18 protein-coding genes are annotated in these 21,939 nt (G+C 68.6%); 7 read left to right on the forward strand and 11 right to left on the reverse strand.

The features are described from left to right. Window positions 1-6: 6 nt before the first annotated feature. The 3 genes from ACQCX5_RS02050 to ACQCX5_RS02060 all read right to left on the reverse strand — a co-directional run bounded on the left by ACQCX5_RS02050 (window position 7) and on the right by ACQCX5_RS02060 (window position 4,559). Window positions 7-1,626 (reverse strand): solute symporter family protein, encoded by a 1,620-nt coding sequence (locus ACQCX5_RS02050; protein ID WP_434540320.1) that lies wholly within the window; start codon window positions 1,624-1,626, stop codon window positions 7-9. Further along, the gene (locus tag ACQCX5_RS02055) at window positions 1,623-2,033 is read right to left on the reverse strand and encodes a DUF485 domain-containing protein (RefSeq protein WP_434540321.1); all 411 of its coding nucleotides are present in this window, start codon (window positions 2,031-2,033) and stop codon (window positions 1,623-1,625) included. The genes ACQCX5_RS02050 and ACQCX5_RS02055 overlap by 4 nt, the downstream gene beginning before the upstream one ends. Window positions 2,034-2,282: 249 nt before the next feature. Continuing rightward, on the reverse strand, window positions 2,283-4,559 hold the full coding sequence (locus tag ACQCX5_RS02060) for a hypothetical protein (RefSeq protein WP_434540322.1): 2,277 nt from the start codon (window positions 4,557-4,559) through the stop codon (window positions 2,283-2,285). A 148-nt stretch (window positions 4,560-4,707) separates the two neighbouring features. On the opposite strand from ACQCX5_RS02060, the gene ACQCX5_RS02065 reads away from it, so the two are divergent. Further along, window positions 4,708-5,337, forward strand: a complete 630-nt coding sequence (locus tag ACQCX5_RS02065; RefSeq protein ID WP_434540323.1) for a TIGR03085 family metal-binding protein — start codon at window positions 4,708-4,710, stop codon at window positions 5,335-5,337. On the opposite strand, the gene gatB is transcribed toward ACQCX5_RS02065, so the two are convergent. The 3 genes from gatB to gatC are packed head-to-tail and all read right to left on the reverse strand — an operon-like array spanning window position 5,318 to window position 8,645. Then, window positions 5,318-6,826: an Asp-tRNA(Asn)/Glu-tRNA(Gln) amidotransferase subunit GatB gene (gene gatB, locus ACQCX5_RS02070; RefSeq protein ID WP_434540324.1), complete on the reverse strand. Its 1,509-nt coding sequence runs from the start codon at window positions 6,824-6,826 to the stop codon at window positions 5,318-5,320. The two genes, ACQCX5_RS02065 and gatB, sit on opposite strands and share 20 nt — an antisense overlap. Continuing rightward, window positions 6,823-8,349, reverse strand: a complete 1,527-nt coding sequence (gatA, locus tag ACQCX5_RS02075; RefSeq protein ID WP_434540325.1) for an Asp-tRNA(Asn)/Glu-tRNA(Gln) amidotransferase subunit GatA — start codon at window positions 8,347-8,349, stop codon at window positions 6,823-6,825. The genes gatB and gatA overlap by 4 nt, the downstream gene beginning before the upstream one ends. Next, window positions 8,349-8,645 carry an Asp-tRNA(Asn)/Glu-tRNA(Gln) amidotransferase subunit GatC gene (gatC, locus tag ACQCX5_RS02080; RefSeq protein WP_434540708.1) on the reverse strand — a complete coding sequence of 99 codons (297 nt, stop codon included), beginning with the start codon at window positions 8,643-8,645 and terminating at the stop codon, window positions 8,349-8,351. Before gatC ends, gatA begins: the two co-directional genes overlap by 1 nt. Window positions 8,646-8,764: 119 nt before the next feature. On the opposite strand from gatC, the gene ACQCX5_RS02085 reads away from it, so the two are divergent. Both ACQCX5_RS02085 and ACQCX5_RS02090 read left to right on the forward strand, forming a co-directional pair. Then, window positions 8,765-9,394 (forward strand): ACT domain-containing protein, encoded by a 630-nt coding sequence (locus tag ACQCX5_RS02085; protein ID WP_434540709.1) that lies wholly within the window; start codon window positions 8,765-8,767, stop codon window positions 9,392-9,394. A gap of 9 nt (window positions 9,395-9,403) precedes the next feature. After that, entirely contained in the window at window positions 9,404-9,901 is a 498-nt protein-coding gene (locus ACQCX5_RS02090; RefSeq protein WP_434540326.1) for a VTT domain-containing protein, read from the forward strand. 12 nt (window positions 9,902-9,913) lie between these two features. Here the strand turns inward: ACQCX5_RS02090 and ACQCX5_RS02095 are convergent, their stop codons facing one another. The 5 genes from ACQCX5_RS02095 to ACQCX5_RS02115 are packed head-to-tail and all read right to left on the reverse strand — an operon-like array spanning window position 9,914 to window position 14,213. Then, window positions 9,914-10,120 carry a hypothetical protein gene (locus ACQCX5_RS02095; protein ID WP_434540327.1) on the reverse strand — a complete coding sequence of 69 codons (207 nt, stop codon included), beginning with the start codon at window positions 10,118-10,120 and terminating at the stop codon, window positions 9,914-9,916. A gap of 9 nt (window positions 10,121-10,129) precedes the next feature. After that, on the reverse strand, window positions 10,130-11,131 hold the full coding sequence (locus ACQCX5_RS02100; protein WP_434540328.1) for a hypothetical protein: 1,002 nt from the start codon (window positions 11,129-11,131) through the stop codon (window positions 10,130-10,132). Continuing rightward, window positions 11,132-12,190 (reverse strand): tRNA 2-thiouridine(34) synthase MnmA, encoded by a 1,059-nt coding sequence (gene mnmA / locus ACQCX5_RS02105; protein ID WP_434540329.1) that lies wholly within the window; start codon window positions 12,188-12,190, stop codon window positions 11,132-11,134. Between the two features lie 56 nt (window positions 12,191-12,246). Continuing rightward, window positions 12,247-13,392 carry a cysteine desulfurase family protein gene (locus tag ACQCX5_RS02110; protein ID WP_434540330.1) on the reverse strand — a complete coding sequence of 382 codons (1,146 nt, stop codon included), beginning with the start codon at window positions 13,390-13,392 and terminating at the stop codon, window positions 12,247-12,249. Then, window positions 13,392-14,213 (reverse strand): enoyl-CoA hydratase/isomerase family protein, encoded by an 822-nt coding sequence (locus tag ACQCX5_RS02115; protein ID WP_434540331.1) that lies wholly within the window; start codon window positions 14,211-14,213, stop codon window positions 13,392-13,394. Before ACQCX5_RS02115 ends, ACQCX5_RS02110 begins: the two co-directional genes overlap by 1 nt. A 155-nt stretch (window positions 14,214-14,368) precedes the next feature. Here ACQCX5_RS02115 and glgX point away from each other — a divergent pair, with 155 nt between their 5' ends. The 4 genes from glgX (at window position 14,369) to ACQCX5_RS02135 (ending at window position 21,876) form a co-directional block, all read left to right on the forward strand. Then, on the forward strand, window positions 14,369-16,618 hold the full coding sequence (gene glgX / locus ACQCX5_RS02120; RefSeq protein WP_434540332.1) for a glycogen debranching protein GlgX: 2,250 nt from the start codon (window positions 14,369-14,371) through the stop codon (window positions 16,616-16,618). Between the two features lie 97 nt (window positions 16,619-16,715). Next, window positions 16,716-18,743, forward strand: a complete 2,028-nt coding sequence (locus tag ACQCX5_RS02125; RefSeq protein ID WP_434540333.1) for an alpha-1,4-glucan--maltose-1-phosphate maltosyltransferase — start codon at window positions 16,716-16,718, stop codon at window positions 18,741-18,743. Between the two features lie 17 nt (window positions 18,744-18,760). Beyond that, on the forward strand, window positions 18,761-20,554 hold the full coding sequence (gene treS, locus ACQCX5_RS02130) for a maltose alpha-D-glucosyltransferase (protein ID WP_434540334.1): 1,794 nt from the start codon (window positions 18,761-18,763) through the stop codon (window positions 20,552-20,554). Beyond that, window positions 20,551-21,876: a maltokinase N-terminal cap-like domain-containing protein gene (locus ACQCX5_RS02135; RefSeq protein WP_434540335.1), complete on the forward strand. Its 1,326-nt coding sequence runs from the start codon at window positions 20,551-20,553 to the stop codon at window positions 21,874-21,876. The genes treS and ACQCX5_RS02135 overlap by 4 nt, the downstream gene beginning before the upstream one ends. The last annotated feature ends 63 nt before the right edge of the window (window positions 21,877-21,939 follow it).

A 21,939-nucleotide genomic window follows, 5' to 3' on the forward strand; every position in this document is an offset into this window, starting at 1 on the left:
GTGTGTTCAGTGGTTGATGGCGGCAGCGGCACCGGCTCCGGTCATCGAGCGGACCTCCATTTCCTTGGCCAGCTCTTCGTCACCGCGCTGCTTGCTGGTGATGGTGCCGATGAACCCGGCCAGGAAGGCCAGCGGCACCGAGACCAGGGCCGGGTTGTCGAGCGGGAACCAGGCGAAGTCGACCGACTCGCCCAGCATGGCCGTCTTCGAGCCCGAGATGGCAGGCGAGAAGACGATGAGAAGGACTGAGCTGACCAGGCCGGTGTAGATCGACCACACCGAGCCACGGGTGGTGAAGCGGCGCCAGTACAGCGTGTAGAGGATTGACGGCAGGTTTGCCGAGGCGGCCACCGCGAAGGCCAGCGAGATCAGGAAGGCGATGTTCTGGCCGTTGGCAACGATGCCGCCGAGGATGGCGAGAATGCCGATGACCACCGACGTGATGCGGGCCACCTTGACCTCGGTCTCGGGGTTGGCCTTGCCGCCCTTGAAGATCTCGTTGTAGACGTCGTGGGCGAACGAGGCCGAGGCGGTGATCGTCAGGCCGGCCACCACCGCGAGGATGGTCGCGAAGGCCACGCCCGAGATGACACCCATGAAGACCTCGCCACCGAGTTCGAGGGCCAGCAGCGGGGCTGCCGCATTGGCGCCACCGGGGGCGGCAGCAATGGCCTTCTGCCCCACGAGCTTGGCCGCACCCATGCCCAGGATGAGCGTGAGCAGGAAGAAGACGCCCACCAGGATGATCGCCCAGACGGCAGACTTGCGGGCCTCCTTGGCTGTGGGCACGGTGTAGAAGCGCATCAGCACGTGCGGCAGGCCCGAGGGGCCGGCGATCAGGGCAAGCGAGAGCGACAGGAACGAGAGCTTCGTCCAGTCGGTGGCGCCGTACTTCACCATGGGCTCGAGGATGTCCTTGCCATTGCCGGTGGCAGGGTCGAGTGCGGCCTGCTGGGCCGACAGCATGAGGCTGTTCAGGTCGAAGCCCTCGCCCATCATCACCAGGAATGCCATGATCACGGCGCCGCTGAGCAGCAGCACAGCCTTGATCATCTGCACCCACGTGGTGCCCTTCATGCCGCCGATCAGCACATACGCCACCATCAGCACGCCGACCAGTGCGATCACCCAGCCCTGGGTGACCTTGTCCGAGACGCCCAGCAGCAGGGCCACCAGACCACCGGCGCCGGCCATCTGGGCGAGCAGGTAGACGAACGAGATGACCAGTGTCGAGGTCGCGGCGGCGGTGCGCACGGGCTTCTGCTTCATGCGGAAGCTGAGCACGTCGGCCATGGTGAACTTGCCGGTGTTGCGCATCGGCTCTGCCACCAGGTAGAGCGCCACGAGCAGGGCGACGAAGAACCCGACCGAATAGAGCAGGCCGTCGTAGCCGCTCATGGCGATGGCCCCGGTCACGCCCAGGAAGGCCGCGGCCGAGAGGTAATCACCGGTGATGGCCAGGCCGTTCTGGCGTCCTGAGAAGGCGGCGCCACCGGTGTAGAAGTCGGTGGCCTTCGTCTTGCGACGGCTCACGAAGATGACGATGGCCATGGTGGCCACGACGAACAGGGCGAAGACACCGATGTTGATGGCGGTGTTGCCGTATTGGCCTGCGAGCGTGATCATGCCGCGACCCCGTTCTCGAGCCGGGCCTTGATGGCACCGGCGGTCGGGTCGAGCTTGCGGTCGGTCCAGCGGACGTAGATGGCGGTCCAGATCCACACGATGGCGAACTGGGCCAGGCCCAGCGCGGTGCCAAGGTTGATGCCCTGCAGGCCCAGGAAGCCCTCGCTCATGAAGTCGACGGCATAGATCGACATCAGCACATAGGTGAAATAGGCCACCAGCGCGGCGACCGTCATCGGGAAGGCGAAGCGTCGAAAGGTCGAGCGCAGCGCACGGTAGTCGGGGCTGTCAGCGGCCGCCACGAAGTCGGGATTGGCGTTCGAGGTGCTGGCGGTGACGTCGCGGGGCTTGTCAGGGGTTTGGGTTGCTGCGGCAGTCGAGCCGGCAGCGTGGACGCGCTCAGGCATGTCGCTCCTTGGGGGGTGTTCGCCGGGGACTCCGGTGTCGCCGACGCTTGTGAAATGAGTGTCAAGCGACGAGTGTCTTGATGTCAAGAAGCAATGTGAAAGTTCTCGCAATTCCTCGAACATTTGTGAGAAGGATCACAAGCATGCTTCAGGATTCGCCCCCGGGATGCACGCTGACACCCTTGCGGACCCCTCGACACCCATGGACAGGTGTCGACGTGCACGCAAGGGTGTCGACGTGCCCCTTGCTCAGAGCTGCAGCGTCTGCACCGGCGATGAGTTCCATGCCGGGTCAATGGCCCTGAATCGGACGCTCACGCCGCGGCCGATGACGACCGGCCGGGAGTACACGGCCCACGCCCCGTCCCCCACCTGGTAGTCGATCCGTGCGGTGGGATCGTTGGCAGTGAGTTGCAGCAGCTTCTTCCGGGCTGGCGCATCGTTGGCGGGGCTGACCCGGGCTGTCACGAGCGGCGCTTCCACATCATCCGGAAGTCCGATGCGCAACAGCCGCGTCGCCGTTCCCACCGTGTAGAGGTCGCCGTAACGGTCCTGGACGAGGCCCTCAAGGTGCGACGGAGGGTGCTCCAGGTGGTCACGCAGGTCGACCACACCGCCGGTGACCCGGTCGATCAGGAACAGGGAGTTGCCGGTCACACCGAACAGTCGGCCGTGGTCGAACAACAGGCGCTCGGCACTGCCATAGCGGTCACCCCCATACCCGGGCGCCACGGTGATTGTCCGCACCACCTGCTTGGCAGCGAGATCAATCTCGACGACCGCCGATCCGCTGGCGATCACCCACAGGTGGCCGGTCTCGTCGATGATGAGCCCGGTGAGCGTGGATGCCCCTGCCACCGGGGCCCACTGCCACAGGACGCGGCCACCGACAGGGTCGAAGCCGAACAGGACCGCCTCGTCAGTCACCGGGTCGATGCCATAGCCGCCCTCGATCGAGGTGCCACCGATCAGGATGCCCGCGTGCTCGACCAGCGAGACCGGCGTCTGGTCACGCACCACATGGCGGTGGACTGCCAGCGCCCTGGTTGCCGGGTTCCACAACGACACCGCCCCGCCATGCACGCCACCAGTCGGCACCGACGCGATGGCCACTGTGCCGGGCAGGGACGACAGTTCCACGAACTTCTGCGGCCGGCTCTGCCCGTCGCCCAGGTTCACGGCTGCGGCTGGGTTGGTGTTCAACTGCCATGGACGCGCGGGGTCGTACTGCCACAGCGAGCCCTGGGGGTAGCGGCCGAAGACCAGCGTGCTGCCAAGCACGCCGAAGCCCTCGATCTGGCCCGAGCCGGCGAGCAGTTCGAAGCCCTGCTTGTCGGGGTCGTAGCGACCCATGCCGGGCGGGCTCAGGTAGGCCCCGGCATAGACCGCCCCTTCGGGGCCCTCGCCCAACGCAATGATCTGGGCGCCGGCCCCCTCGAGCGCGGGCACCTGGTAGAAGCCGGTGCGCCGGGCAAGGTTGCGGCCGTAGGTGCGACCCTCGTTCCAGTACGTGAGGGCGAGGAAGGGCCCGGTGCCGTTGTAGTCGATCCAGGCCCACGACTCCGCCGTGGCATTGGGGCTCCAGCCAGTCGGGCTGAGCACACCGGTGACCAGGTCGTAGCGCTGGATCGTCGCGGCGACCCGGGCGTATACCGCGTTGGGGTCTGTGGGGCTGACCGGTGAGACCCGCGCGTCGGCGCTGGCGAGGTGGCCGACCCACTGCCCGCTGGTCAGGTCACGCACGTGAATGCCGTTGGACGACATGAACAGCTTGTTGCCGCGGATCTGCAATGCCGCGATGCCCGTGTCGGTGTCGGTGGCAGGCATCTCGACGTCACTGAACCTGCCCGCAGCGGGGTCGTAGGCGACCAGGTAACCCCTCTGCTGGGTGCCGACATAGACGATGTCATCGGTCGGCAGGATCGAGCTGATGTACTGCTCGCCCGCATGGGCCTGACCGTGGTTGCGCATTTCACGTGTGGTGGGGTTCATCGAGAACAGCAGCCCGCCGGGGTAGGTGCCGAACCAGACCGTACCGTCGCCACCAACACCAAGGCCCCACACCGTCTGTCCCGCAGGCGCCTGCCCGAGGTGTTCCACCTGGTTGGTGGTCGGCACGTACCGGTACAGGTGGCCCTCGTTGGATGTCATGCCGAAATAGACGGCCCCGTCGTACGGTGACTCGGCGATGGCCCGCTGTGTCGCCACACCGTGCGGCAGCCGCGTCGACAGGACGGTGGCCTCGGTGCGCAGGTTGGTGACCACCAGTTCGGCGTTGGTGGTGGCATTCCCGGCGCCGACGTAGACCCCGAGCGGGGTGCCGTCCGGCAGGTTCACGACGATGGAACTGAGGGTCTGCACCTTGTGCACTGGCTCGCCCAGGTCGACGAGCGTCAGCATGGTGGGGGCGACCCCGGTGTCGGGCGCTGCGGCTGCGGTCGGGGCAACAAGCCCGCCGAACGCGGCGGCACCACCGGCTCCGGCGGCGGCGACAAGGGCGGTGCGGCGGTTGATCTGGATGGGCATCGTTGCTCCTCCGAGGGAATCGACGATCGCTGAGCAATCGCTTTCTGTTACGGGAAGCCTAGATGTTGGCACCGCACATGTCCATGGTCTGCGCACACTGCTCACGCGTTTTGCTGTGCCACCCCGGACGACCTCATACGCTCGATCCATGAGCACCTTGGCCGCCCGCGAACGCGCCGCCCTCGCTGACCTCTTCGATGCCGTCGGCCCGCAGCAGCCGACGCTGTGCGAAGGCTGGGACACGGGCGACCTGGCCGCCCACCTGATTGTTCGGGAGTCAGAGGTGCTGGGGTCGCTGGGCACGATCGTGCCGTTCCTCGAGCCCTACCGTGCCCACCGCATGGCCCGGGTGCTCGACCGGTCCAGTTGGACCGCGGTTGTCGACCGGTTCCGGCACGGCACCCGGCTGCTGCGCGCAGTGCCCGGGCTCGACCAGCAGATGAACGGCCTGGAGTTCTTCGTGCACCACGAGGACGTGCGCCGCGCCGGGGACTCCCCCGCGGCGCCGCGCAACCTGCTGGTGAGCGATGAGGTATCCATCTGGCGCCAGATCGCCTTCTCGGCACGTATTGCCGTGCGCGAGCTGCCCCAGGGTGTGGGCCTGCGGATCGAGAACGTGCTGGACGACGAGGGTCCACTCAACGTACGCCCTGGGGCGCGGATGGTGACGCTCGTGGGCAAGCCCAGTGAGGTGGCGCTGTGGCTGATGGGACGCCGTCGCGTCGCCGATGTCGAGGTCATCGGCGACGCGGACGTGCTCAGGTCAATTTCTCGATGATGAGCTCGCGCACGCGCCCTGCGTCGGCCTGACCGCGCATCTGCTTCATCACGGCACCGATCAGGGCGCCGGCCGCCTGCACCTTGCCGGTGCGGATCTTGTCGGCCACGTCCGGGTTGGCGGCGATGGCGGCATCGATGGCCTCCGAGAGTGCGCCGTCGTCCGAGACCACGGCCAGCCCGCGGGCGTCGACGACCTGAGCAGGCTCACCCTCACCGGCGATGACACCGTCGATCACCTGGCGAGCCAGTTTGTCGTTGATGGTGCCGGCGTCGACCAGTTGCTGCAGCGCGGCCACCTGCACGGGTGTGATACCGACATCCGCCAGTTCGACGCCCGCCTCGTTGGCCCGGCGCACCAGGTCGCCGACCCACCACTTGCGGGCGGCCTGCGGCGTGCAGCCGGCCCGCACGGTCTCGTCGATCACCTCGACCGCACCGGCACCGAGGACGTCGCGGAGCTCGAGGTCGGTGAACCCCCATTCGGCGACGACGCGCTTCAACCGGACGGCCGGCGGCTCGGGCAGTGCTGCGCGAAGTTCTTCGACCCACTCCCGGCTCGGCGCGATCGGCACCAGGTCGGGCTCGGGGAAGTAGCGGTAGTCCTCGGCTGTCTCTTTCGAGCGCCCCGGCGTGGTGTGGTTGCCCACCTCGTGCCAGTGGCGGGTTTCCTGCTTGACCGTGCCGCCCGAGGCCAGCACGACGGCCTGGCGGCGCATTTCGTGGGTGATGGCCGCCTCGATCGACTTCAGCGAGTTCACGTTCTTGGTCTCGGTGCGGGTGCCGAACTCCGTGGTACCGGTCGGCATCAACGAGACGTTGGCGTCACAGCGCAGTGAGCCCTGCTCCATGCGGACGTCCGAGACGCCGAGCCCGCGCAGGATCTCGCGCAGGGCACCGACATAGGCACGGGCCACCTGCGGCGCCTTCTCGCCCGCGCCCACGATCGGCTTGGTGACGATCTCGACCAGTGGTACCCCGGCGCGGTTGAAGTCGAGCAGCGAATAGTCCGCACCCTGGATGCGACCGGTCTGGCCACCGACGTGCAGCGACTTGCCTGTGTCCTCCTCGAGGTGGGCGCGTTCGATCTCGATGCGGTAGGTCTGGCCATCCACCTCGACGTCGAGCCAGCCGTTGAAGGCGATCGGCTCGTCGTACTGGCTGATCTGGTAGTCCTTCGGCATGTCGGGATAGAAGTAGTTCTTGCGCGCCATCCGGCACCAGGTGGCGATCTCGCAGTTCAGCGCCAGCCCGATGCGGATGCCTGATTCGACCGCCTTGGCATTGATCACCGGCATCGACCCGGGCATGCCCAGGCACACCGGGCACACGTGCGTGTTCGGGTCACCACCGAAGGTGGTCGGGCAGCCGCAGAACATCTTCGAGACAGTGTTCAGCTCGACATGCACCTCGAGGCCCATGACCGGGTCGAAGCGCTCCAGCACTTCGTCATAGTCCATCAGCTGGTCCGTCAGGTTCGACTCGCTCATCGGGTTGCCTCCAGGAACGGAATCTGGCTGGTGAACGGCGCACCCCACGCGGCGGCCTGCAGCCGCTCCAGGGCCGCACCGACGCGGTAGACGCGGTCGTCCGCCATCGCGGGTGCCATCACCTGGAAGCCGACCGGCAGGCCGTCCTCGGGAGCCAGCCCGGCCGGGAACGAGCCGGCGGCCACACCTGCCAGGTTCGCGGGGATGGTGCACAGGTCGGCCTTGTACATGGCCAGCGGGTCGTCGACGCGTTCGCCCAGCTTGAACGCCGTGGTGGGCGTCGAGGGCGACACGAGCACGTCGACCTTGGCGAAGGCGGCGTCGAAGTCGCGGCTGATCAGCGTGCGCACCTTCTGCGCCGAGCCGTAGTACGCGTCGTAGTAGCCGCTCGACAGGGCATAGGTGCCGATGATGACGCGGCGCTTGACCTCGGCGCCGAAGCCCTTGCGACGGGTGAGCCGCATGACCTCTTCGGTCGAGCGGGTGCCGTCGTCACCGACGCGCAAGCCATAGCGCATCGCGTCGTAGCGGGCCAGGTTCGAGCTGACCTCGGCGGGCATGATCAGGTAGTACGTGGCCAGGGCGTGGACGAAGTGGGGACAGCTCACCTCAACCACCTCGGCGCCGGCGTCCTGCAGCAACTGCACCGACTCACGGAAGCGCTGTTCGACGCCGGGGGCATAGCCCTCGCCGCCCAGTTCGCGGACGACGCCGATGCGCATCCCGGCCACGTCAGCGGCGCGGGCGGCCTCGAGCACGGGCGGCACCGGCGCATCGATCGAGGTGGAATCCATGCGGTCGTGGCCACCGATGATGGTGTGCAGCAAGGCCGCGTCCTCGACGGTGCGGGCGCACGGGCCGGGCTGGTCGAGCGAACTGGCCATCGCGATGATGCCGTAGCGCGAGACACCGCCATAGGTCGGCTTCACGCCCACGGTGCCGGTCACCGAGGCGGGCTGGCGGATGGAGCCGCCGGTGTCGGTGCCGATGGCCAGCGGGGCCTGGAATGCGGCCAGCGCAGCGGCCGAACCGCCACCCGAACCACCCGGGATGCGGTCGAGGTCCCACGGGTTGTGGGTGGCACCGAAGGCGCTGGTCTCGGTCGAGGAGCCCATGGCGAACTCGTCCAGGTTGGTCTTGCCCAGCACGACCAGGTCGGCGGCGACCAGTTTGTTGACCACGGTCGCTGAGTACGGCGGAATCCAGCCCTCGAGCATGCGTGACGAGGCCGTGGTGGGCAGGCCCTCGTAGCAGAGCAGGTCCTTCACCGCGATGGGCACGCCGGCGAGCGGGCCCAGTGACTCGCCTGCAGAGCGCTTGGCGTCGACGGCCCGGGCGCTGGCCAGTGCCCGCTCGGCATCGACGGCCAGGAAGGCGTTGACCTGGTCGTCGACCTCGGCGATGCGTTCGAGGTGGGCGCGGGTGATCTCTTCGCTCGACTGCTCACCCGTGGCGATGCGGCGCGCCAGCTCGGCGGCGGTCGCCGTGAGAATGTCGTGCGTCCCAGGGTTGTCGTGGCTCATCAGGCCTCCTCGTCCAGGATGCGGGGCACGCGGAACCGGTCGTCCTCGGCGGCAGGCGCCATCGCGAGGGCCCGGTCGGCGCTCAGGGTCTGGCGCACCTCGTCGGGGCGGAAGACATTCACGAGCGGCAGTGCGTGCGAGGTCGGCGGGATGTCGTCACCGGCGAGGCCCGCAACGCTGGCGACCGATTCGAGGATGACGTCGAGCTGCGGGGCGAGGGTCTCGCGTTCCTGCTCGGTCAACTCGATGCGGGCCAGTGCAGCGAGCCGGGCGACATCATCAGGGCTCAACGCCACGATGTACTCCTGAGTTCTGCGGTGGGCGGACGGACTGGACCATCCTAGGCCCAGAAACGTGACCGTCATGTCGGCGTAACCGGGCGATTGTGCGTGCATGGAACAATGGCTGCGTGCTGTTGATGCGAGTGCGACTTCCTGACCGACCCGGTTCGCTGGGTGCTGTGGCGACCGCCCTGGGCACCGCAGGGGCTGACATCAACGCGATCGAGATCGTCGAGCGGGGCCCGGGTTTCGCCATCAACGACTTCATGCTGACGATGCCCCCGGGTGCCCTGCCCGACACCCTGATCACCGCCTGCACCGGTCTGGACGGCGTCTCGGTGCTGTGGCTGTCGCGCTATCCCGAGAACTGGGGCCTGGCCAGCGACATCGACACCCTCAACCGCATGACGGCCGAGCCCGGGCGGGCGCTGCAGATCCTCACCGAGGCCGCACCCCACGTCTTCCATTCCCAGTGGGCGCTGCTGCTCTCACCCGAGCGGGCCATCGAGACCGCCAGCGGGCTGGCGCCGGTGGACGAGCCGGGTTCGCGCGTGGACGTGTCCTGGTGCAACCTGCTGGCACCGCTGGACGTGCCGCACTCGGGCGAACTGCCCGACCAGTGGCTGCCGGGCTGGGGCGAGACGACCGTGGCCGTCGCCCCCGCTGCCCGGGGTCGCACCGTGGTGCTGGGACGCCAGGGTGGTCCGGAGTTCCTCGAATCCGAGCTGCGCCGGCTGGCACACCTGGCAGCACTGGCGCTCTGATCCACGACCATGACGTGGCGCTTCTGGGTCGAGCTGGTCTCGGCCATCGGCTACGGCATGCTGTCCGCGATCATCCCGGTCTTCCACTCCGAAGCGTTCATAGTCGCCGGTGCGGCGACGAAGGTGCTGGGTGCCTTCCCGATGTCGTTGGGGCTGGCGATCGGCATGACCGCCGGCAAGATGGCGATGTTCTGGGCGGTGCGCCACGGCAAGGAGCTGCGCTGGTTCAAGCGGCCCTCCACTGCCGACGTTGAACCCGGCACCTGGCGTGCACGCTGGCGCGCGCTCGGCACCAGGGCTGCGCACCTGCTCGACCATCCCGTCTGGGGCAAGCCGGTGCTGCTCGTCTCAGCCATGTCAGGGATCCCGCCGTTCTACCCGCTGGTCTTCGTGGCCGGCGCCGGACGGATCAACGCGTGGACGTTCGCAGCACTGACGTTGCTCGGGTTCTTCGTGCGCAACTTCGTGCTGGCACTGGCGACGCTCGGTGTCGTGTCGCTGTGGTGAGTGCGGACCGACTCACGCCCCGCCGTTGAGCTGCTTGTAGAACCACCAGCCCACCAGGAACAGGGCGGTCAGCGCGACCACCAGCGCAATCGAGGCCCAGATGCGGGTGCGCTTCTTGCTGGCCGTGGACGGCACCATCTGCGGGCCCCACTCCCCCACCTTCGGCTGCACGCGCGTCGGGGTGGGGCCGTTGAGGTTCAGGTTGGTGAAGATGCGCACGCGCCCACCTTAGCCGCCGAGTTGGTCGTGCAGCCGCTCGGTGACCTGCGTGGCCACCGCCGCGGTGCGTTCCAGCACCTGCCGGGCCACCGACGGGCTCCACAGCCCCAGCCCGCAGGCGGGGGTCACCAGCGCGTCGCGCAGCAATACGGCGGGGTCCAGTTCGAGCGTGCGGAACAACCGGAACAGCCGGTCGGCGCTGCGGTCGACCGGTTCGAGCACGTCGGGGTTCGCGGTGGGGACGGTGCCCCACCACACCCGTCGACCCGACTCGAGCCACGCCGACAGGTCATCAAGGTCAGCAGTGGCGAGCGCGGCGATGTCGACGGCCGCCGCGGACAGCCTCGTGCGGCGCATCACGTCGACGTCGGCCGCCCCACACCAGTGCACGCCGACCACCCCGGCCACGTCGGCGAACAGGTCCAGCGCCGCCGCGGCATCCGTGGCGTCGACGCGGCGGTGCCGGTGCAGCGCCGAGGCGGTCGCGACCTGCCCCGCCAGCACCGGCCGCAGCATCGGTTCGTCGAGCTGGGCCCACCACGTCACCTGCGGCAGTCGACGGCCCATGTCCGCGAGCAACTCGCCCACCCCGGCAGCCAGCGATGCCGCCAGTTCGCGCCTGGCCCCGAAATCGCCGAGCACCTTGTCACCACGCGGACGCTCGACGAGCGCGGCCATCGTCCACGGCCCGGCAACAGCGAACTTGGCCACCCCCGCAAAGCCCTGCAGATGTTCTTCGAGGTCGTCCAGGTCGCGGCGCAGCAGCGCGCGGGCACGCCGCTGGTCGCGGGCTTCGTGGTCAACCAGGCGCCACCCGGCTGGTTGCAGGTCGAGCCCCAACCCCGACAGCATCGCCCCGGTGCGGCCAATCATGTCGGCCCCGACACCCCGGCCGGGCAGCTCGGGCACGGCCACCACGTCGGGGGTGGCTTCCGAGAGCATGCGCACGGCGGCGCCCAGGTCGTCCCCCGGCAGCGAGCCGATGCCGGCAGGGATCAGCGCGTCGACCATTCAGGCCGCCAGGTTGATGGTCGCCGAGCCCACGACCCGGTCGTCGGCATAGGTCACCACGGCCTGCCCGGCAGCGATGCCGGTGCACGGCTCGTCGAGGTCGACCTGCAGTTCGCCGCCGGCCAGACGAATGGTGGCGGGCATCGGCTCGCCGTGTGCCCGCACCTGCGCGAAACCGCGCCACGGCCCCTCGACGACCGGGCCGGCCCAGACCGGCCGGATGCCGGTGATGGCCTTTACCGCGAGGCGCTCCCGAGGGCCCACGACGACACGGTTGTTGACCGGTTCGACATACAGCACGTAGCGGGGGCGCCCGTCGGCGGCGGGGCGCCCGATCGCCAGGCCCTTGCGCTGGCCCACCGTGTAGTGGTGGCTGCCCTGGTGTTCGCCCAGCACGGTGCCGTCGGCATCGACGATCTCGCCGGGTGTGGTGCCCAGGTGGCGGTCGAGGAAGCCCGCGGTGTCGCCGTCGGGGATGAAGCAGATGTCGTGGCTGTCGGGCTTCTTGGCCACGCCCAGCCCGAGTGCTGCGGCCTCGGCACGCACGTCGGTCTTGACGGTGTCGCCCAGGGGGAACAGGCAGCGCGACAATTGCTGCTCGTCGAGCACGCCCAGCACATAGGACTGGTCCTTGGCCGGGTCGACGGCGCGGTGCAACCGCCCGTCGACGAGCCGCGCGTAGTGGCCGGTCGCCACGGCATCGAATCCCAGTGCGACGCCACGTTCGAGCACGGCCGCGAACTTGATCTTCTCGTTGCAGCGCAGGCACGGGTTGGGGGTGCGACCCGCCTGGTATTCGGCGATGAAGTCATCGACGACGTCGGCGCGGAAGCGGTCCGAGAAGTCCCAGACATAGAACGGGATCCCGAGGCGGTCGGCGGCACGTCGTGCGTCGTGGGAATCCTCGAGCGAACAGCAGCCCCGCGCCCCGGAACGGAACGACTGGGGGTTCTTGCTCAGCGCCAGGTGCACACCGGTCACGTCGTGGCCCTGCTGCACGAGCCGGGCAGCAGCGACGGCGGAATCGACGCCACCGGACATGGCTGCGAGCACGCGCATGCGGGGATCCTCCTGGGGACTGGACGGGTGGGAACTGGGCGGGCCAGTGCACCAGTCTAGGTCGCCGACGCCGCCCGGGCACGTTCGATCGCCCCGGGCAGCACCGCGATGAGCCTGTCCACCTCGGCATCGGTGGTCTCCCAACCGAACGAAAGCCTGATCGAGGACGACGCGTCGGCGAGCGACCCGGTCATGGCGAGCACGACGTCGCTGGGCTGGTGCATGCCCGCCCGGCACGATGCCCCCGTGGACGCGTCGACGCCGGCGTTGTCGAGCAGGAACAACACGTCATCGGCGCGGACGCCGTCGATGGTCAGGTGGACGATGCCGGGCACCTGCAGGGCCGGGTCGGTGGGGCCGTTGACCCTGACCCGCTCGATGCCGGCGAGCGCGCCCAGGATGCGCCGGCGCATGCGCCACAGCGGTTCATCCCCCAGGTCACGGCGCCAGCCGGTGGTCACCCGCAACGCGGCCGCGAACGCCGCCGCGAGCGCGGCCGACGGTGTGCCCGAGACGATGCCGCGTTCCTGTCCGGCACCCAGCCCGGACGCCGCCAGCGTGAGTTCTCGGCGCGCCAGCAGCGCGCCGATGCCCACGGGGCCACCGATCTTGTGCGCGGCGACGGTGACCAGGTCAAGCCCGCTGGCGGCGAAGTCGATGCCGGGCCATGCCATCGCCTGCACCGCATCAGAGTGGACGAGCGCACCCGCCCGATGGGCCATTGCGGCCACGGCGTCGATCGGCTGGATGGTGCCCACCTCACCGTTGACCCAGTGCACGCTCACCACGGCGACGTCAGTGTCGATGAGCGCGGCGGCGGCCGCCAGGTCGAGGCCGGCGTCGGGCTGCACGGGCAGTTCACGAACCCTGTCGGGGCCCAGCGCCTTCGTGATGCTGGCGACACCGGGGTGCTCGGCGGCGCTGATCGCCACGGCCGTCCGGTCGGGGCGCAGCCCCGAGCCGCCCAGCACCGCGATGGAATCGGCCTGGCTCGCCGATGAGGTGAAGACCACCTCGGTGGGGTGGGCGCCGAGGTCGGTGGCGATGGATTCGCGCGCGTCCTCGAGCAGTGCCTTCACCCGGCGCGCCGAGGCATGCAGTCCCGTCGGGTTGCCCACCAGGTCGGTGGCAGCGAGCCAGGCGTCCCGGGCCTCGGGCAACAGCCGCGCCGAGGCCGCATGGTCGAAATAGGCGCGCGCCATCACCGGCCGCGGAAGACGGCCCTGCCGGGACCATCCTCGAGGAAGCTCTTCATGCCGATGCGGCGGTCGTCGGTGCCGAACAACGACGCGAAGCCGGTGGCCTCGATCATCAGGCCAGTGTCGAGGTCAGTCTCGAGGCCCGTGTCGATGGCCTCCTTGGCCCAGCGCAACGCCCAGCTGGCGGCGTCGCGGAACTGGTGTGCCCAGTCCAGTGCGGCGTCCATGAGGTCCTCGGGCTCGACGACCTCGTCCACCAGCCCCATGTCGAGCGCCTCGGCGGCATCGACCCTGCGGCCGGTGAAGATCAGCTGCTTGGCCCGCGAGGGGCCGACCAGACGCGGCAGGCGCTGGGTGCCACCGATGCCCGGCATGATGCCGAGGGTCACCTCGGGAAGGCCGAGCTTCGCCCGCGACGAGGCGATGCGTCGGTCGGCGCACAGCGCCAGTTCGCAGCCGCCACCCAGTGCGTACCCGTTGACGGCCGCGACGACGGGCTTTGGCAGCTTGGCCACGGTGGTGAAGCAGGCCTGCATGGGGTGTACCCGGGCCGCCATCTGGGCCACCGACATGGCCTGCATCTCGCCGATGTCGTTGCCGGCGGCGAAGGCCTTGCCGTTGCCGGTGACCACGACGGCCTTCACGGCATCGTTGCGGCCGGCCTCGCGGGCCAGCTCGGCAATACGGTCGTGCATGGCCATCGTCATGGCGTTGACGGGCGGTCGGTCCAGGGTGATCACCGCGGTGGTCTCGACGACCTCCAGCCGCACCCATTCCTCGGCCTGACGCATGGCCTCGTCCGGGCTCGTCGCAGCATCGCTCATGTGGGCCAACCTACCGCAACCGACGGGCGGACCCGCGTACCTGCTGCGGATGGTGACATAGTGGTGCCGCCAGCCTTCTTGGGTCTCGCCCAGTGAGCCACTAGCATGTGATGGCTTCCCGGGGTGCACCCGCGCCCCCGCTACCCGAGGTACAGATGTCGACGACCACTGCGCTCACCCCGCTTGAGTCCTACCGGGCACCCATCGATTCGAAGATCCTCGGCGCCAGGCTCATGGACGGGGGTTGCCGGTTCGCCCTGTGGGCACCCCGCGCGACCCATGTCGAACTCGCCCTGGTCAATGCCGACCGCAGCCAGCACAACGTCGACATGTCCCGCAACCCCGACGGCGTCTGGGTCGCGTTCGTGCCGGGCATCGCCGCCGAGCAGCGCTACGGCTACCGCGTGCACGGCGAGTGGGCACCGGGCCACGGCATGCGCGCCAACCCCGCCAAGCTGCTGCTCGACCCCTATGCCCGTGCGATCACCGCCGGCGTCGACTACGCGGGTCCCATCAGCGACCACGTGCCCGGCAACAACTTCGAGATCGACAAGCGCGACTCGTTCGCCTCGGTGCCCCTGAGCGTTGTGGTGGCCGACACGCCGCCGCCGACCCCTATCGTCGAAAGGCATCGTCCGGGTCGCCACGTCATCTACGAAACCCACCTGAAGGGCTACACCCGCCAGCACCCAGACGTGCCCGAACACCTGCGCGGCACCTACGCCGGCATGGCCTACCCCGCGGTGATCAAGCACCTGAAGGACCTGGGCGTGACCGCAGTGCAGTTGTTGCCGGTGCACCACTTCATCAGCGAGCCATTCGTGATCGCCAAGGGCCTGGTGAACTACTGGGGCTACAACACGCTGGGCTTCTTCGCCCCTCATGCCGCCTATTGTTCCGTCGGCACCATGGGTGAGCAGGTGGCCGAGTTCAAGCACATGGTCTCTGAACTGCACAAGGCGGGTATCGAGGTCTTCCTCGACGTCGTCTACAACCACACCGGCGAGGGCGGACACGAGGGGCCCACACTGGCCTACCGCGGTCTCGACCACGCCGGCTATTACCGCCTCACCGGTGACCTGCGCAACGACTACGACGTCACCGGCACGGGCAACTCGGTCGACACCTCGAACCCCGGCGTGCTGCAGATGGTGATCGATTCGCTCGAGTACTGGGTCACCGAGATGGGCGTTGACGGCTTCCGATTCGACCTGGCCACGACCCTGATCCGTGACCAGTTCCACCACGTCGACCAGCACCACGCCTTCAAGTCAGCGATCGCGAACAACCCGGTCTTCGACAACATCACCATGATCGCCGAACCGTGGGATGTCGGCCCCTACGGCTACCAGGTCGGCAACTGGGGCCAGCGCTGGGCGGAATGGAACGACCGCTACCGCGGGTTCATGCGCGACTACTGGCGCGGCGCCACCCACGACGTGCGCGAGCTGGCCACCCGGCTGTCGGGCTCGCCCGACATCTTCGACCACGATGGACGACGCACCAACGCATCGGTGAACTTCATCACGGCGCATGACGGCTTCACCATGCGTGACCTGACCACGTTTGACATGAAGCACAACAAGGCCAATGGCGAACAGAACCGCGACGGTTCCGACGACAACCGGTCATGGAACTGCGGCTGGGAGGGTGAATCGGACGACCCTGCCATCAACGCACTGCGCCACCAGCAGGTGAAGAACATGATGGCCACCCTGCTGCTCAGCTACGGCACCCCGATGCTGACCGCCGGCGACGAGATGGGACGCACCCAGGGCGGCAACAACAACGCCTACTGCCAGGACAACCAGATCTCGTGGGTGCACTGGGACGAGCGCGAACCCTGGGGCGACGTGCTGGCGCTGACGCAGGAACTGGCCCGGCTGCGCGCCACCCACCAGGTGCTGCACCGGTCGCGCTACCGCTACCACGACGACGTGCTCGACGACTCCGGGGCCCCCACCGGCCGCATCGACCTGACCTGGATGAGCGGCTACGGCGGCCAGATGGGTGACCAGGACTGGGGTGACCCCCACCGCCACCATCTGGGCATGTACGTGTCGAACAAGCAGCAGGCCTTCCTCGCCTGGTTCCACAACGGCGCCGAACCGGTCAGCGTGCAGTTGCCGGTGCATTCCCGCTGGGGTGAGGGCTTCGAACTGCTGCTCGACACGGTGACCGGGGTGCGTGAGCAACCCGAACCGCTCGACCTGGGCCAGGTCATCGAACTGCCCGGCCGTTCGGTGACGCTGCTGCGGGTGGTGCTGGCCGAGCCGGTGACCGTGGTCGCTGACGAAGAGACCATGCCGATCCCGGTCATCCGCGTGCCCGAGCAGCCGCCTGCCTCGCAGGTGACGCCGCCGGACCTCGAGATGGGCGCCGAAGGCCAGTTCCCGCCCGACTGAGTTGTTGCAGGGGACGACCCCCTGCACCCCCGCACCCCTGCGCGCTTTCACGGACACAGTCCCTGAAAGTGTCGGGGGCCTTCGATAGCGTGTCACTGTGAGCCAGACATCACTGCCCAGCACCCCGAAGCGCGCCGCCGGTTCGCTGAAGCGCAACCCCAGCCCCCACCGCCTGGGACGCATTCCCGTGGCGAACCTGTGGCCCGTCGTCGAGGGCGGCGCCTATTTCGTCAAGGCCGTCGAGAACGAGGAGTTCCGGGTCACCGCGAACGTGTTCCGCGAGGGGCACGACGCCGTCAACGCGACCATCGTGCTGACCGACCCCCAGGGCGTTGAGCACCCGTTCCCGATGCGCCAGGCAGAACCGACCGGCCTGGATGTGTGGGAGGGCTGGGCCCGCGTGGCGGGCGTCGGCGACTGGACCTACCGGGTCGAGGCGTGGTCCGACGCCTGGCACACCTGGCTGCACCATGCCGAGGCCAAGCTCGCCGTCAACATGGACGTGCCGCTGGTCTGCCTCGAGGGCGCCGACCTGTTCCGCAAGGCGTCCCTGACTGCCGCCGAGGCCGGTGACCGGACAACCGCCACCGTGCTGAGCAGCATGGCCGAGGCGCTGCTGCCCGACCGACCCGTCGAGGAACTGCTCGACATGGCCACAGGCCGTGCCACCCAGCGGGCGATGAACCTGTACGGCCCGCGCGAGCTGGTCAGCCCGACCGCCGAGGTGCCTGTGCGCGTCGAACGTCGCCGGGCGGCGTTCTCGAGCTGGTACGAATTCTTCCCACGCTCCCAGGGCGCCCACCAGCGTGAGGACGGCACCTGGGTGTCCGGTACGTTCGCCGGCAGCCACGAGCGCCTCGAGGCGGCCGCCGCGATGGGCTTCGACATCGTCTACGTGCCACCGATCCACCCCATCGGCCACCAGTACCGCAAGGGGCGCAACAACACGCTCACCCCCTCCGAACAGGAACCCGGTTCGCCCTGGGCCATCGGCAACGAGCACGGCGGCCATGACGCCATCCACCCGGATCTCGGCACCATGGAGGACTTCGACGCCTTCGTGGCCAGGGCCAGGGAACTCGGGCTCGAGGTGGCCCTCGACTTCGCACTGCAGGCCTCGCCCGACCACCCCTGGGTGACCGAACACCCCGAATGGTTCACCACCCGGCTCGACGGCACCATCGCGTATGCCGAGAACCCCCCGAAGAAGTACCAGGACATCTACCCCATCAACTTCGACAACGACCCCGAGGGCATCTACCACGAATGCCTGCGGTTGCTCGAGTTCTGGATCAGCCACGGCGTCACCGTGTTCCGCGTCGACAACCCGCACACCAAACCCCTTGACTTCTGGGACTGGTTGCTCGACCAGGTGCATGCCAAGCACCCCGAGGTGATCTTCCTCGCCGAGGCCTTCACCCGTCCGCAGATGATGAAGGGGCTCGGCAAGGTCGGCTACCAGCTGTCGTACACGTACTTCACGTGGCGTGGCAGCAAGCAGGAGCTCACCGAGTACGCTCGGGAGCTCGCTGACGACTGGTCGAGTTGCTACCGTCCCAGCTTCTGGGTGAACACCCCCGACATCAACCCGTTCCACCTGCAGTCGGGCAACCAGGCTGCGTTCGCCATCCGCGCCGTCCTGGCTGCGACCCTGTCGCCCTCCTGGGGCGTCTATTCCGGCTTCGAGCTGTTCGAGCACGAGGCACTGGCCCCCGGACGCGAGGAGTACCTCAACTCCGAGAAGTACGAATACCGGCCACGCGACTTCACCGCTGCACCGAACCTCAACGGCCTGATGGGCGCGCTGAACCACATCCGCCGGCAGAACCCGGCGCTGCAGCAGCTGCGCCGTATCACGTTCCACCAGACCACCCACGACTCGTTGCTGGCATTCTCGAAGGTCGACGGTCATTCCCATGTGCTCGTCGTGGTCACGCTCGACCCGAACAGTGGTGTAACTGGCGAGGTCACCATCGACCTGCCTGCGCTCGGCCTCGACCCACGCAGCCTGTTGCGGGTCACCGACGAGCTGGGCGGTGGTGCGGAATACACCTGGGGCGTGACCAACTTCGTGCACCTGCACCCCGGCCAGGTGGCCCACATCTTCCGGGTGACGACCAGCTGAGCGGCGCACCCGCCACGATGCCAACGCGTGAGGACGACGAACCGGTCTGGGCCGATGAATCGGTGTGGTCCGACCCGCCCGAGGACATCACCGCGGGCCTGTCCACCGAGGACCTCGAGCGGGCCATCGCCCGCACCGAGGTCACCGGCGCCATCCGCGCCGACGAGGTCGACTGGTACCGGCGGGCCGTGTTCTACGAGGTCATGGTCCGCAGCTTCCGCGACAGCAACGGCGACGGCGAGGGCGACTTCGCGGGGCTGACCACCCGACTCGACTACCTGCAGTGGCTGGGGGTCGACTGCCTGTGGCTGCCCCCGTTCTATCCCTCGCCGTTGGCCGATGGCGGCTACGATGTCGCCGACTTCACCGACGTGCTGCCTGAACTGGGCACCTTGGCGGAGTTCACGGCGTTCGTGGTGACGGCCCATGACCGCGGCCTGAGGTTGATCGTCGACTTCGTCATGAACCACACGTCGAGCCAGCACCCCTGGTTCCAGGCCTCCCGGCGTGACCCGGACGGTCCGTACGGCGACTTCTACGTGTGGCGTGACGCCCCCGATGCCTACCTCGATGCGCGGGTCATCTTCATCGACACCCAGGACTCGAACTGGTCCTACGACCATGTGCGGGGCCAGTGGTACTTCCACCGCTTCTTCGCCCACCAGCCCGACCTCAACTGGGACAACCCGGCGGTGCAGCGCGAGATGTTCAAGGCCATCCGGTTCTGGCTCGACCTCGGCATCGACGGCTTCCGCCTGGACGCGGTGCCCTACCTGGTCGAACAGTACGGCACCAGCTGTGAGAACCTGCCCGGCACCCACGCCGTGCTCAAGGCGCTGCGGGCCATGGTCGACGCCGACTACCCGGGGCGCATCCTGCTGTGCGAGGCCAACCAGTGGCCCCAGGACGTCGTGGACTACTTCGGTGAGGGCGACGAATGCCACATGGCCTTCCACTTCCCGGTGATGCCGCGGCTGTTCATGGCCCTCAAACAGAATTCCCGCGACGCCATCAGCGACATCCTCGCCTGCACGCCCGAGATCCCACTGGGCACCCAGTGGGCCACGTTCCTGCGCAACCACGATGAACTGACCCTCGAGATGGTCACCGAGGACGACCGCGAGTACATGTGGGCCCAGTATGCCCCGCAGCGGCGCATGCGCCTCAACCTCGGCATCCGGCGCCGCCTGGCCAGCCTGGTCGACAACGACCCGTTCCAGCTCAAGCTGCTGCACGGCCTGCTGCTGAGCCTGCCCGGCTCGCCCGTGCTGTACTACGGCGACGAGATCGGCATGGGCGACAACATCTGGTTGAACGACCGCGACGGCGTGCGCACCCCGATGCAGTGGTCGAATGGCCCCGGCGCCGGCTTCTCAGAGGCCCCGCCCGAGCAGTTCTACCTGCCGGTGGTCGACCACCCGTTTTTCGGGCCCGACACCGTCAACGTCGAGGACCAGCTGGGCGACTCGTCGTCGATGCTGATGTGGGTGCGCCACATGCTCTCGATCAGGCGCCGCTACCCGGTGTTCGGACGGGGTGCGTTCACCGACCTGGGCGGTGAGAACCACGCCGTGCTGTCCTTCCTGCGTGAGGACCACCGCCACGCCGTGCTGTGCGTGAACAACCTGACCGGCACCGACCAGGAATTCCGGCTGGAACTGCCCCGGTTCGCCGGGGTCGCGGCCAGGTTGTTGTTGCGCGACGATGTGCCCGTCCCCATCGACGAGGACGGCTGGTTGCACTTCTCGTTGCACCAGCACGGGTTCGCCTGGATCCTGTTGCACGGCCCCGAACTGGAGGTATCCCCATGACCAACCCCATCCCCGCCGTGTGGGCGTACGTGACCGGCGCCCGCTGGTTTGCCGGCAAGGGGCGCGGTGCCGAGCCGGGGACCGTGCGCCGGTTGACCTGGTGTACCCTCACCGACGATCTGGCGGTGCGCCTCGAACTGGTGGGTGCGCACTACCCCGACGGCACCGAGGAGTTGTACCTGGTGCCGCTGAGCTACCGCCGGCAACCACTCGATGCCCAGCAGGCGCCGGGGGCCTTCTTCGGCACCCTGGGCGATGACGAAGCCGCCGCACTGCTGCCGGCCGACCGGCGCAGCCTCGTCCACCTGCACGACGCGTTGCGCGACCCGGGAGCCCTGCGCGCACTTGTCGACATGCTGGCGACGGGACGCCGCACCGAGGACTGGTCGGCCACGGTGGTGCGGCCCGTCGACCTGACCGGCGAGGCCCGCGCGTTCGGCGGGGAACAGTCGAACACGTCGGTGCTGGTCGGCACTACGGCCATCACCAAGTTCTTCCGTCGCCTCGAACCCGGCGCCAACCTGGACATCAGCGTGCACGACGCGCTCAACCGCGCCGGGGTCGGCTCCGTGGCCACGCTGCACGGCTGGCTCGAAGCACGCGTCGAGCGCGTGCACTACGACCTCGCCATGGTCCTCGAGCAATTGCCGCAGGCCCGGGACGGCTGGCTGATCGCGACCGGGGCTGCCCGCACCGGCGCCGACTTCACCGGCGATGCCGCTGCCCTGGGCGCCGCCCTGGCCTCGATCCACCTGGCACTGTGCGACACCTTCCCGGTGACCCAGCTGCGTGCCGCCGACATCAGCGCCACCATGCGGCGCCGGCTCGCCGGGGCCGCAGCCGAGGTGCCGGCGCTCGCCGAGCTGGCCCCCGCGCTCGACGACCGCTTCGCCGCCCTCGCTGACGAACAGGTGCCGGGGCAACGCATCCACGGTGACTTCCACCTGGGCCAGACGCTGCTGACCGCTGCCGGCTGGAGCATCATCGACTTCGAGGGTGAGCCGATCAAGTCACTCGCCGAGCGCCAGCTGCCCGATTCGCGCTGGCGCGATGCCGCGGGCATGCTGCGGTCGCTGGCCTATGCCACCTCGGCCTGCGACGATCCCGCCTCGTCCCGGGCGCGCGACTGGCTCACGTCAGCCGGCGACGCGTTCCTCGACGCCTACAACGCCGGCTTCGGCGGCAGGTTCGGCGAACGCGACCGGGCGCTGCTCGATGCCTACGTCGCTGACAAGGCGATCTACGAGGTGGTCTATGAATCGCGCAACCGTCCCGACTGGATCGAGATCCCCCTGTCCGCGCTGCGGGCGCTCGTGGGTTGAGACCGCGAACCGCAGCCTGAGAACTACCCCCAAAGCGCTGCACCGTGACGGCATTGTCGATAG

Source organism: Aestuariimicrobium sp. G57 (assembly GCF_050110855.1).
Classification (GTDB): domain Bacteria; phylum Actinomycetota; class Actinomycetes; order Propionibacteriales; family Propionibacteriaceae; genus Aestuariimicrobium.